10 protein-coding genes are annotated in these 13,783 nt (G+C 37.2%); 2 read left to right on the forward strand and 8 right to left on the reverse strand.

From position 1 onward, the window contains the following. Position 1 precedes the first annotated feature (1 nt). The 8 genes from pnuC to A5866_RS06110 form a co-directional block, all read right to left on the reverse strand. Positions 2-691 carry a nicotinamide riboside transporter PnuC gene (gene pnuC / locus A5866_RS06075; RefSeq protein ID WP_176332544.1) on the reverse strand — a complete coding sequence of 230 codons (690 nt, stop codon included), beginning with the start codon at positions 689-691 and terminating at the stop codon, positions 2-4. 264 nt (positions 692-955) lie between these two features. After that, on the reverse strand, positions 956-2,014 hold the full coding sequence (locus A5866_RS06080; protein WP_086279677.1) for a diacylglycerol kinase: 1,059 nt from the start codon (positions 2,012-2,014) through the stop codon (positions 956-958). A gap of 16 nt (positions 2,015-2,030) precedes the next feature. After that, on the reverse strand, positions 2,031-3,461 hold the full coding sequence (gatB, locus tag A5866_RS06085; protein ID WP_086278845.1) for an Asp-tRNA(Asn)/Glu-tRNA(Gln) amidotransferase subunit GatB: 1,431 nt from the start codon (positions 3,459-3,461) through the stop codon (positions 2,031-2,033). Next, positions 3,461-4,930, reverse strand: coding sequence for an Asp-tRNA(Asn)/Glu-tRNA(Gln) amidotransferase subunit GatA (gene gatA / locus A5866_RS06090; RefSeq protein ID WP_086444078.1), 1,470 nt, complete (start codon positions 4,928-4,930; stop codon positions 3,461-3,463). Before gatA ends, gatB begins: the two co-directional genes overlap by 1 nt. Beyond that, entirely contained in the window at positions 4,930-5,235 is a 306-nt protein-coding gene (gatC, locus tag A5866_RS06095) for an Asp-tRNA(Asn)/Glu-tRNA(Gln) amidotransferase subunit GatC (protein WP_086278843.1), read from the reverse strand. The genes gatA and gatC overlap by 1 nt, the downstream gene beginning before the upstream one ends. A 200-nt stretch (positions 5,236-5,435) precedes the next feature. Then, on the reverse strand, positions 5,436-7,481 hold the full coding sequence (ligA, locus tag A5866_RS06100) for an NAD-dependent DNA ligase LigA (RefSeq protein WP_086444077.1): 2,046 nt from the start codon (positions 7,479-7,481) through the stop codon (positions 5,436-5,438). Positions 7,482-7,524: 43 nt separating this feature from the next. Then, entirely contained in the window at positions 7,525-9,765 is a 2,241-nt protein-coding gene (pcrA, locus tag A5866_RS06105) for a DNA helicase PcrA (protein WP_086444076.1), read from the reverse strand. 618 nt (positions 9,766-10,383) lie between these two features. After that, the gene (locus A5866_RS06110; RefSeq protein WP_086444075.1) at positions 10,384-11,877 is read right to left on the reverse strand and encodes an alpha-amylase; all 1,494 of its coding nucleotides are present in this window, start codon (positions 11,875-11,877) and stop codon (positions 10,384-10,386) included. A 185-nt stretch (positions 11,878-12,062) separates the two neighbouring features. Between A5866_RS06110 and A5866_RS06115 the strand changes: the two genes are divergently transcribed. Further along, positions 12,063-12,815: a DeoR/GlpR family DNA-binding transcription regulator gene (locus A5866_RS06115; protein WP_086278840.1), complete on the forward strand. Its 753-nt coding sequence runs from the start codon at positions 12,063-12,065 to the stop codon at positions 12,813-12,815. Further along, positions 12,812-13,726 (forward strand): 1-phosphofructokinase, encoded by a 915-nt coding sequence (gene pfkB / locus A5866_RS06120; RefSeq protein ID WP_086278839.1) that lies wholly within the window; start codon positions 12,812-12,814, stop codon positions 13,724-13,726. Before A5866_RS06115 ends, pfkB begins: the two co-directional genes overlap by 4 nt. Positions 13,727-13,783 lie beyond the last annotated feature (57 nt).

Here is a 13,783-nt window from a genome sequence, read left to right on the forward strand (position 1 = left end):
CCTAATATTGTTTATTTTTTAATTTTAACCAATGAATCATACCGTAAATAGAATTAAATGTATACATACAATACATAACAAACAAAGCATAGTCTCCACCAGCATGTGTTCCTGCTCTAAACCATAAGACTAAAGAAAAAATATTTCCTACTAACCAAAATACAAATTGTGACTGGTATCTTTTGATCATCAATAGCATGCCAGTTGCCGAAACACTGAATGTTATGGCATCTAACGTTTGCTGGGCATCATTGACAAAGCCTAAAAGAAAATAGGCAATCATACCGATTCCAAACCAAACTAACCCCGCATACAGCCACTGGATACCTTTCAATGTTTTCACGTCAGTTACATTCCCAGATCCATCTTCGCTAGCTTTTAACCAAGCATATAGACCAGTAACATCCATTATAATGTAAAAACTTTGAAGTAAAACTTCAGCATATACTCGCGTTTTAAAACCAAAATACCCTATGATCAATGCACTTATAAACCCAAAAATGTAATTGCTCGCCTTGCCTTGAGCGATTAGGTTAACACAAATAATACCAGATAATCCACCTACTAAAGTAATCCAGCTAGAAGGGTTAAACAAAAACGCAACTAATTGTACACCAATCATCGTAAGTAAAAAAAGATAGTTCTTTCGCTCCCATCCTTTAAAATCATTGATAATAAAATTTGAACTCATTCCAAACAAACCTCTCACTTGTCCTATTTATCATTTTCTGCAGAGATGACGACTTATTCAATTTACCTCTGTTTCAAACACAAGTCAATGAGAATCCTTCTCAATTATTGATTATGAGACATTTTTTATACAACATATTGTGTTTTTTAATTTTAATAATCTATATATTGTGTATTATTTGTTTTCATTTTTCAAATTGTATCTATCAAAATAAAAAATATCTAAGACAAAATTGTCTTAGATACTCTTTTTTATTTTAAATGCTTAACCAATTTTTCCATTATTATCAATGTCTTCTTCGGTCAAGCGTTCTACTTCTTTGACAAACTCTTTACTTGTTTCCAGATATTCATCTTCTTCATCTGAATCATCATCGTAATCATCTAAAACAGACCCCATGATTGCGTTAGAGGGAATAGCATCTGCATTGGCAAACATTTCGATATGCTGATGTAAATTCGTAAATTCCATCGGTGCATCACCGCCGTATTCTCCATCTAAATTGATCATCATACGACTATTTGGTTCAAGTGTTTCTGCACGTAAATGGCTAGTCTTAGTATAGATCAAACGATTATCTTCTATGTGTTTACCGCCGTTTAGCATCAGCGCTGCTAAGTGTAGAATTTCAAATACATTAGCTGTCTTCACAATAATCAAAGAGAATTTTCCATCATCAAGCTTCGCGTCAGGTGCAATCTTTTCAAAACCACCAACAGAATTAGTCAAGCCTAAGAAAAACATTGAAGCATTCCCTTCATAAACACCTTCATCATATTCCATGCGCATCTTGATTGGTTTCACTCGTGGTAACATTTCAGCACCTTTTGCTAAATAAGCTAAGTAGCCAAAAATACTTTTGAGTTCTGAAGGGACCTCATACGTCAATTCTGTTAAATGACCACCTGCCGCAATATTGATAAAATAGCTATCCTGCGCTTTCCCAATATCCATTTTAACTGTTTGATTTTTTTTGATGACTTCGGCTGCTTTAAGAATATTATCTCTAGGGATTTTCAATGCTCTTGCATAATCATTGGTTGTTCCAGCAGGAATGATCGCCATTGTTGGTCTTTTTTCTAAAGGAGCGATCCCATTTACAACTTCATTGATCGTTCCGTCACCGCCGGCTGCAACAATTAGGTCAAAGCCTAACTCTGCCACTCGGCGAGCTTCGTTTTTTGCAGAATTCTCTTCTGGAGTTGTAGCAAAAGTACTGGTTTCATATCCGCATTCTTCCACCACAGAAAGAATATCAGCTAGGTTTTTCTTCACTAACTCTTTACCTGAAGTTGGATTATAAATCACTCTTGCTTTTTTCATCATCTTTCGCTGCTTTCTAGCGTTTTGCTAATTCTTCTTGAAGTAATTTGTTAACAACACCTGGATTGGCTTGGCCTTTTGTAGCTTTCATGATTTGACCAACTAAAAAGCCAACTGCACGATCTTTTCCATTTTTGAAATCGTCGACAGATTGTTGATTATTATCTAGTACCTCATTGATGATCGGTAGTAATTGTGATGGGTCAGATAATTGAACTAACCCTTTAGCTTCAACCACTTCTTTGGCATCTCCGCCATTTTCGATCAACTCTTTGAAGACTTTTTTAGCGATTTTCGAACTAATCGTTCCATCTGCTACTAAAGTAATCATGCCAGCTAAGTTGGCAGGTGTTAATTTAGTGTCTGCCAATTCGATTTTTTCGCTGTTTAGATATGCTGAAACTTCACCCATCAACCAGTTAGACACTTGTTTCGCATCCGCACCTTCATTTAAAGCAGCTTCAAAGAAGTCAGACATTTCTTTAGTTAGTGTTAGAACCATTGCATCGTATTCTGGTAAGCCTAATTCTTTAATATAACGAGCACGACGAGAGGCCGGCATTTCTGGTAAGCTATGACGAACTTTTTCAATCCATTCATCATCGATCGCAAAACGTGGCACATCTGGTTCTGGGAAGTAACGGTAATCACTTGATCCTTCTTTGACACGCATCAATAATGTCTTATTGGTTGTTTCATCAAAGCGACGTGTTTCTTGTTGGATTTCTCCACCAGATAGCAACACTTTTGCTTGGCGTTTTTCTTCAAAGGCAAGACCTTTTTTTACAAAACTCATTGAGTTTAAGTTTTTAAGCTCTGCTTTTGTACCGAATTCTTCTTGGCCATAAGGACGTAAAGAAATGTTCGCATCACAACGCATTGACCCTTCTTCCATTTTTACATCTGAAACGCCTGTAAATAGAATGATTGAACGAATAGCTTCTAAATATGCATAGGCTTCTTCTGGTGAACGCATGTCAGCTTCTGAAACGATTTCGATCAGTGGTGTACCTTGACGGTTTAAATCAACATAAGAATAACCGCCGTCACCGTGAATATTTTTACCAGCATCTTCTTCTAAATGGACACGTTCAATACGAATGCGTTTTGTTTTGCCTTCCACTTCGATGTCGATCCAGCCATCGTGACCGATTGGTTGATCGAATTGCGAAATTTGATAAGCTTTGGGATTATCTGGGTAGAAATAGTTTTTACGGTCAAAATGAGTGTCTTTTGAAATCTCACAATTTAACGCAAGCGCTGCTTTCATGCCAAATTCAAGTGCTTGTTTATTCATAACAGGTAATACGCCTGGGTAACCCCAGTCGATCACATTAGTATTGCTATTTGGTTCTGCACCAAAATGAGCTGGCGCAGGTGAAAAGATTTTAGAATTTGTCTTTAATTCTACATGGACCTCAAGTCCAATGACAGTTTCAAAATTCATTAGTCATTCCCCCCTAAGATCACAGGTTTTTTCGTATGGAAATCCGTTGCTTGTTCAAATGCATACGCTGCTTTATACATCGTACTTTCATCGAATGGTTTCCCAATAATTTGTAAGCCGACTGGCAAGCCTTCTGAAAATCCTGCTGGTACTGACATACCAGGTAGTCCAGCTAAGTTCACTGGAATCGTCAATAAGTCATTCATGTACATGGTAATTGGATCATTGATATTTTCTCCTAAACCAAATGCTACAGTCGGTGAAGCAGGACCAATGATGATATCGTATTTTTCAAAAACATTATCAAAGTCTTGTTTAATCAAGGTTCTAACTTGTCCAGCCTTTTTGAAGTAGGCATCGTAATAACCAGCACTTAATGAGAAAGTACCTAACATAATACGACGTTTTACTTCGATACCGAATCCTTCAGATCGAGAATTTACATAAACATCTTCAAGATTTTTTACGTTTTCTGAACGGTAACCATAACGAATACCATCGAAACGTTGTAAGTTTGAACTTGCTTCTGATGAAGCGATAATATAATACACAGCAACCCCATACTTAGAATGCGGTAAACTAACTTCTTCGACTGTTGCGCCTAACGCTTTAAATGTTTCTGCTGCTTTCAGAACTGCTTCACGAACGCCAGCATCCACACCTTCACCAAGATATTCTTTAGGCAGAGCCACTTTCATGCCTTTGATATCACCTGTTAAACCAGCTGTAAAGTCAGGAACAGACGCGCCAGCAGATGTACCATCTTTTTCATCAAAACCGCTAATAGCATTTAAAGCTAAAGCATTGTCTTGAACGTTTCTTGTCATTGGACCAATTTGATCTAAACTTGAAGAAAATGCAATCAAACCAAAACGTGAAACACGTCCATAAGTCGGTTTCATTCCAACGATGCCATTGAATGAAGCAGGTTGGCGAATACTTCCGCCAGTATCGCTTCCTAAAGAAACTGGGATTTGTCCTGCTGCGACAGCTGCTGCTGAACCACCTGAAGAACCACCAGGAACTTTGGAATGATCCCAAGCGTTTTTCGTTTTCTTAAAGTATGATGTTTCTGTACTTGCGCCCATCGCAAATTCATCCATGTTCAATTTCCCAACAGGGATCATATCTGCTTGATAGACTTTATCCATTACTGTTGCATCATAGATTGGATTAAAGTTGTGGAGCATTTTTGACGCTACTGTTGTCAAAATATCTTTGGTTACGATGTTATCTTTGATTCCGATTGGAATACCAGCTAAAGGATTTGATTCTGTGATGCCTTTCAGGTCGATAGCTTTCGCTAATTCTAAGGCTTTTTCATCGCTGATCGTAATAAACGAATCCACGTCTTTTTCTGTCTCATTGATACGATTTAACGTAGCATGTGTTAAATCTGTTGCAGTGATTTCTTTAGAAACAAGTAAATCATGCAATTCTGTTAGTGACTTATCATATAATTTTTCCATTATGCACCAGCCTCCCCATTGTCGATAATTGCTGGCACTTTGATATAGCCATTTTCTGATTCAGGTACGTTTTTCATTAATTCATTGCGATCCATACCAGGTGTAACGACATCTTCTCGCATTACATTGATCGATTGCGCTACATTAGAGGTAAATGGAACACCTTCCGTATCTACTTCTTCTAATAATTCTACCATGTCGATAATTTTACCTAGTTGATCGGTAAAGTCTTTTAATTCTCCATCGGAAAAAGACAATTTAGACAACTTGGCTACATGTTTTGCTTGTTCTTCACTGATTGCCATGGGTACCCTTCTTTCCATTAGAAAAACTCAATTAAGAGCTCACTAGTTCATTTTTTATACTGTTGAACAATGTTTCAAGTTAAGAAAACAGCTTTTTTCTTATTCTATCATAAAATTCTAAGAATTTTTGAAAGAGATGAAAGAAAATACACTGTAAATGTAAAAATACAGCTGAAAACTTACTTTATTTCACTTTCAAGCTACTCATCCTCTTCTTTTGTGTAGCTATTATCGATTGCTGTGACCATTTGTTGTTCATCCCAGACTTCGCTTCCAAGGTCTTGCGCCTTCGTCAATTTACTACCGGCATCTTCACCAGCAACCACAATGTCTGTTTTTTTAGAGACACTACCTGTCACTTTACCGCCTAAATTTTCAATCTTTTCTTTCGCTTCTTCTCGATTGTAATGCGTCAATTTTCCTGTTAAAACGACTGTCTTATCTTTAAATGGTGACTCTACAGCTTCAAGTTGGGCTGTACGAATCCCTTTATAGTTAAAATTCACACCAGCTTTAGTCAACTCATCCATCAATTCATGCACTTCTTCATTGTCAAAATATGTGACCAGACTATCTGCTATGATTTCGCCCATCGAATCTAGTGCTACAACTTCTTCTTTTGTCGCTTTACTAATTGCCCAAAGATCCCCAAAATGTTCTGCTAACACCTTAGCTGCCTTCGAACCTACATGACGAATGCCTAAACCAAAAATCAAGCGCTCAACCGAATTGTCACGACTTGCAGCAATTGCTTTGTAAATGTTATTTGCTGATTTTTCTTTGATTTTTTCCAACGTCATTAATTGTTCTTCCGTTAAAAAGTACAGATCTGCTACATCAGCAACTAAGTTAGTATCATACATTTGTTCTAATACACGTGGACCTAATCCGTCAATGTTCATTGCATTTCTTGAAACAAAATGATTCAAGCCTTCTTTGATCTGGGCTGGGCACTTAGGATTGATACAACGTAAGGCTACTTCTTCGTCTAAATGAACTAACTCGCTATTACAAACAGGACAATGCGTTGGAATTTGATAAGGTTGACTACTATCATCCCGTTTTTCGGTCAAGACTTGAGCAACTTCTGGAATAATATCGCCTGCTTTGTAAATGATCACAGTGTCATTCAAACGAATATCTTTCATCGCAATAAAATCAGCATTATGCAAGCTTGCACGACTCACAGTCGTTCCTGCTACTCGAACTGGTTGCATCACAGCCGTTGGCGTTACAACACCAGTCCGACCGATCGTCCATTCGATTTCTTCCACTACTGTTTGTGCTTCTTCTGGCGGAAACTTATATGCAATCGCCCAACGAGGAGCTTTTACAGTGAAACCTAATTCATCTTGAATCGTAAATTCATTGGCCTTGATCACGATTCCGTCAATCTCATAAGGTAATTCTATCCGTTTTTCATGGTATTCTTCAATATAAGCCCAAACTTCATCAATTGTTTGACATAATTTTTTCTCAGGATTGGTTCTAAATCCAATTTCTGATAATTCATTTAATGCGTCAAATTGAGTTTGTGCCGTCATTGGTCCAAAATCGGCCACTGTATATAAAAAAGTGCTGAGATTTCGTTTAGCCACCATACTTGTATCCAATTGACGTAAACTACCAGCAGCGGCATTTCTTGGATTAGCAAAAACATCTTGTCCTGCTTCTTCACGCTCTTTATTTAAATTAACAAATGATTGTTTTGGCATGTAACATTCGCCACGGACTTCCACTGAAATTGGCTTTTTCAATTCTAAAGGAATTGACTTAACTGTTTTTAAATTTTCCGTGATATTTTCACCAACTGTGCCATCTCCACGGGTTGCCCCTTGAACGAACTTTCCATTTTCATATTTTAATGAAATCGCTAGACCATCTATTTTCAGCTCACAGCAGTAACCAACTTGTTTCCCTGCTAATTTTTGGACACGCTCGTCAAAATCATAAATATCTTCTTTACTAAAACCATCATTCAAACTATACATCTGAACTTCATGGGTAACTTTTTCAAAACCTTGTAAAATCTTACCGCCAACTCGTTGCGTTGGTGAATCAGAAGTGATCAAGTCTGGATATTCAGTTTCTATGTCGACTAATTCTTTATACAAGCGATCATACACATAATCTTCTACGGTCGGCTTATCAGCTACATAATACTCATGAGAATATTGATTAAGCTGCGCCCGTAACTCTTTTGCTTTGTCTGTCGCTTCGGCTAATGTTAATGTAAATTCCGCCATGATACCCCTCCTAAATTTAAAGTTGAAAGAGCTCGCTCGTATTTTATATTTTTTCAATCGGAGCAAATGCTGCTAATAAGCGTTTAATACCTTTTTCCGGGAACGCAACATCTAATTCCAAGTCTTTAGCAGTGCCGCCAACGCGAACTACCGTGCCCGTCCCCCATGCTTTGTGTTTGACTTTATCTCCTGCTTGCCAGGCCATTGATTCTCCGCCACTTGCAACTTTATCTGTCACCGGCTGTTTAGTTGGCTGAGCATAAGCTGGTTTAAACACTTTAGGTTCAAACGTTCTAGCCGGTGTTTTTGGTGCTGCAATCGACCCTTGTAAGTCTAATAATTCTTCGTCAATTTCATCTAGGAAACGACTCGGACGATTATATTGTGTTTTGCCGTATAAGGTTCTAGAGAATGCATTGGTGATAAATAGCGTTTCCTCAGCTCTAGTAATTCCTACATAGGCTAAACGACGTTCTTCTTCTAACTCACTTTCTTCCAGCATCGCACGAGACAACGGGAAGACCCCTTCTTCTAGGCCAATCAAAAAGACAACTGGAAACTCAAGTCCTTTAGCTGCATGAAGCGTCATCAAGGTTACTTGAGAGGTACTTTCTTCTAGATTATCCAAATCAGAAACAAGTGCTAAATCATTTAGGAAGACAGCTAATTTTTCTTCTGGTGCATCTGCCTCTTCTTCGTCTTGACGTTCATAACGTTTATCAAATTCTTGGGTAACGGTTAAAAATTCATCCAAGTTTTCTAAACGAGCTTGGGATTCCAAATTATTTTGTCTGACTAATTCTTCGCGATATCCACTACGTTCTAAGACTTCTTTTACTAATTCCGTAATTGTTAAATAAGGAATCATTTGCGTCAAGTCTTGGATCATCATGCCAAAACTACCTAGTTCTTTACCAGCTTTTCCTGAAATATTCGCTAGATCGACATTTTGTGAAGCTTCTAGTAAGGACCAATCATGCATCTGAGCAAAACTTCTTAATTTTTCAACTGAACTTTTACCGATTCCTCGTTTTGGTTCGTTGACTATCCGTTCAAAGCTTAGAGAATCCATCGGGTTGGAAATAATATTCAAGTAGCCCAAGATATCTTTGATTTCTTTCCGATCGTAGAATTTATGGCCGCCCACCATCGTATAAGGGATATTTGATTTCAACAGCATTTCTTCCATTACTCGTGATTGAGCATTGGTACGATACAATACAGCAAAATCACCATAAATACGGTCTCTTTCGCGCATTTCTTTTTGAATTTGCCCTACGATAAATTGCGTTTCATCCCGCTCATTATCTCCACGATAATAGACAATTTTTTCACCATCTGTATTTTCCGTCCATAATTGTTTATCGCGACGATTACGGTTATTTTTAATAACATTGTTGGCTGCATCAAGGATTTTTTTGGTTGAACGATAATTTTGTTCCAGGGTGATCACAGAAGCATCTGGATAATCTTTTTCAAAATCCAAAATATTCTGCATGTCTGCTCCACGCCAACCATAAATACTTTGGTCCGCATCTCCCACAACACATAGATTTTTAAAGCGTGCAGCCAGCATATTGACTAAAGTATACTGCGCATGGTTGGTATCTTGGTATTCATCAACATGGATATAGTGGAATTTATTTTGATAATAGTTTAATGAATCTGGATGTTCATTAAATAACCGAATCGTATTCATAATCAAATCATCAAAATCCATACACTGATTGTTTCTTAACTCTTTTTGATACATTTTATAACATTTTGCCACTACTTCTTCGTATGGTGTCCCTTGTAACTCCTCTACTTTTGAGGGTGTCTGCAACTCATTTTTAGCATTGCTGATCGTTCCTAAAATCGAGCGAGGATCATATTTTTTCACATCAATATTCAGTTCGTTTAAAATTCGTTTCATCAATGTGCGCTGTTCAGAAGTATCAATGATCGTGAAATTCCGATTATAACCAATATGATCGACATCTCTACGTAATATCCGCACGCACATTGAGTGGAATGTGGAAACCCAAACATCGTTTCCGCCAACTTCTAGTAACTTACCAACCCGCTCTCGCATTTCTTTTGCGGCTTTATTGGTAAAAGTGATGGCTAAAATATTCCAGGGATTTACATCTTTTTCTTCAATTAAATAGGCAATACGATGTGTTAACACTCTCGTTTTCCCACTGCCTGCTCCCGCCATCACTAATAAAGGCCCTTCAGTATGTAGAACGGCTTCTTTTTGTCTCGGGTTCATACCTTGGATCAAGGCGTTTTCTTGTGCCATCATCAACGTCCTCTCTCTTTTTTCAATCTTATACATTATACCAAAAAAAACACAAAAGCTGAACAGATTGACCAAACCTTGAGTAATAACATATAAAAAAATTTATTGGCGCTTACCACCATGAATTTTTTTAGGTTATTACCGAAAGGCTTAATCTGTAAAGCTAGACGATAGCAGGAAAATTCTTCAATAATGTTACTGCTTTATAGGACAACCTTTTCTTTTGATCAACCTGCTATTTTTCTACAACAATTTATTTTAGTCATTGGTTTCATGATAACAAGTTTGAACATACGTCAAATATAAAAAACGAAGACAAAAATCATAGAAATGATTTTTGTCTTCGTTCATGAATTTCAATCCACTCACTCAATAAAGAGTGAAACCGTGAAAAAGCAATAAAAACATTACACTTTTACTACTTCTCCACGCTAACCATTCAATAAAATGTGAATTCAATGAGAAAAACAAGGTCTTTACTCCTAATTTTCCTCAAAAGTTAGTGCGAATCCCCCAGTATTTTCATGTGCACTTGAGGGTCGCACCAAAATTACAGCCTTCAACCTTTTATCTATTACATTTAGTATAAATACCCTATCAATAAAAGTCACGCACTAATCATTTTTCAGCAAAGATATCTGTAACTCCTTTATTTAATTTTTCTACAATTTCTTCATTTACATAGACAGAAATTGCCCCATCATTTACAGGAAACATTCCGCTACCCGTTTCATCCAACATTACTTTTGTTGAATTGTTACCCAAGATATCAACAAAGGTTTTCCTAGCATGGACCGCACTGATCGTCATATTTTTTGCCCCAGCCAGTGCGTTGGTCATGACAACAGCATAACCAGATTTTTCTCGGTCAAACGTCCCTGTTCTTATCCAACCGACCACATCGGGGTCATCAAAGTAGTCCATTTCGCTACCATAAGCTAGGTTTTCCCGAATTTTTAACAATAGTTCCAAATTTTTTCCTACTGGATTCACGTTTTGAGTTGGAATTCCAAATAGATCTCCCCAAAAAACAACTGGAGTTCCAGCTTTTCGTAACAAAATCAGTGCATAAGCGTGAACTTTAAACCAACCCGCGATCCATGATTCTAAACTTTGTCCTTGTTGTGTATCATGATTATCTACAAATGTCACAGCCCATTCTGAACGTTCTTTTGCCAATGTTCCTGCAAAGATATTCCGCATATCAAAGCGACCATCTGAATTCGCTGCCTCATACAAACGATAATGTAATGGAACATCAAACAAGGAAATCAAAGTTCCAGAGCTATCAATATAGTTCGTCAATTTTTCAAAATTTCCATGCCAATACTCACCAACTACAAATAGTTCTTTTCCTTTTTCTTTTTTTCTATTTAATAACCAATCTACAAAATAGTTGAATCGAATATGTTTGACCGCATCTAACCGATAACCATCAATATCTGTCAAACGTTGATACCATTGTCCCCACTTGTCTAACTGTTGGACTGTTTCAGGGTATTCCATATCCAAATTACAGCCCATCAGATAATCATAGTTACCATTTTCATGATCCACTTCTGGCTCCCAACCTTTGCCACTAAAGTTGAAAATACCATGATCCTGCCGCCGATCATCATAATCAACTCCAGAAAAATTTCTCCACGTCCAAATGTAATCATTGTATTGATGGTTTCTTCCAGGAAAAGTAAATTTTGTCCAAGCTGAAATTTCTTCCTCATCACTTGTCGGAATAGTTCGATTATCTGGTCGATATTTTATTGCAGACACAGTTTCTTCCTCATCTGCTCCCATAAAATGGTCAAAGACAATATCACCGTAGACTTCCATTCCGGCTCTTTTTAAAGCTTGTACACATTCTAAATACTCACTTTTTGTACCATATTTTGTGGTAATCGTTCCTTTTTGATCAAATTCTCCTAAATCATACAAATCATAAGGCGCATAGCCAACATCTTCTATCCCATTGGCTCCTTTATAAGCTGGAGGTAACCAAACACAATTGATTCCAATTTTATGTAATTTCTCAGCTGATTCAGTCAGTCGTTGCCAATGTTTGCCGTCGGCTGGCAAATACCATTCAAATCCTTGCAATATTGTACGATTCTTCATATTGATCCCTCCGATTTTCCCTACCTTCATTAAGCCAAAGATCAAACATCTTTGTCAAATGATAGAATCCTAAATAATAAGCACCAATTTTGAACGTTTTTAACTAAAAATGAATGTTTTTGACCGTTTTTAATTGCATCATCAATTTGAATATGCTATTATAATCAGTGAAAAGAGGTGTGAAAATGCTTACAGAAGAAAGACATCAAGCAATTTTACGTTTATTAGATCAACAATCCGTTGTGAAATCACATGAATTGTCTACTCTTTTAAACGCATCAGAATCAACGATTAGACGTGATTTACAAGAATTAGGAAATGCTGGATTATTAGAACGAGTTCATGGCGGTGCTAAACGTATTTTAAATTTAGGCTTTGAACAAGATATGATTGAAAAATCAACCAAAAACACGCAAGAGAAACAAAAAATCGCTTCACTAGCGGCTACATTTGTACATGACGGCGATGTTATTTATCTGGATGCAGGATCTACCACTTTAGAAATGCTCCCATTTTTAGTTGGAAAAGATATCACTGTTGTGACAAATTCTGTTCATCACGCCGCAAAACTGGGGGATTTGAATATCAAGACTATTATCTTAGGCGGCTCACTAAAACTTTCTACAAAAGCGATCATTGGAGCAGTTGGCATGGAACAACTTAGTCATTTTCGTTTTAATAAAGCATTCATGGGAATGAACGGTGCTCATCTTGAATTTGGTTTGACAACACCTGATCCTGAAGAGGCTGCCTTAAAACGCTTAGCGATTGAACAAGCAGATGAAGCCTATATTTTAATCGATCAGACAAAATTAAACAAAGTCACTTTCACAAAAGTAACGAACCTTGATAAGGTGATCTTGCTTACTAACCATTGCTCCCCTGAGTTACTAGAACAATTCCAGAAAAAAACAACAATCAAGGAGGCACCACAATGATTTATACAGTCACTTTAAATCCTTCAATAGACTATATTGTTCATGTTGAAGAGCTAAAATTAGGCGAACTAAACCGGATGACCAATGACTTAAAATTACCTGGTGGAAAAGGCATCAATGTTTCTAGGATTTTGAAACGAATCCAAGCAGAATCAACAGCGCTAGGATTTTTAGGTGGTTTTACCGGGACATTCATTTCTGACTGGCTAGCGAAAGAAAAAATTACAACAAAATTTACATCGGTTCTTGAAGATACACGAATCAATATCAAATTGAAATCTGAAACAGAAACAGAAATCAACGGTTTAGGTCCTGCAATCTGCAACGAAGAAATGCAAGAACTAAAACAATCATTAAGCATGATTTCTGCAGGTGATATTGTTGTTTTATCTGGTAGCACACCTGCAACCTTGCGTGACGGTTTTTATGAAGAATTAATACAAATCATCAAAGATAAACAGGCTGAATTTGTCATTGACACAACAGGTAAAGATTTACTCAATGCACTACCTCAAAAGCCTTTATTAATCAAACCAAATAACCATGAATTAGCTGAATTGTTTGATGTTGAATTTCAAACGATGGCGGATATTTTACCATTTGGTGAACGTTTATTGGAAGATGGCGCTCAACATGTGATCATCTCAATGGCTGGGGATGGTGCTTTGTTATTTACTAACGATGGTACCTATCGCTCAAATGTGTTGAAGCGACCTTTGAAAAATTCAGTTGGTGCTGGAGATTCTATGATCGCAGGTTTTGTGGGAAGCTTTGCAAAACATAATGATTCTATTGAAGCATTTAAATGGGGTGTTGCTTGTGGTAGTGCGACTGCATTTTCAGATGATTTAGCTTCTGCCGATCTGATCAATGAGTTGATTTCAGAAGTTAACATCGAAAAAATCAGATAGATTTGTCGGTTAAAAAGTACAAGGTGTAGCGAAACGAAACGTTGTTACCATATCTAG

The sequence above is a fragment of the Enterococcus sp. 12C11_DIV0727 genome, from assembly GCF_002148425.2.
GTDB classification, from domain to species: Bacteria; Bacillota; Bacilli; order Lactobacillales; family Enterococcaceae; genus Enterococcus_L; species Enterococcus_L lemimoniae.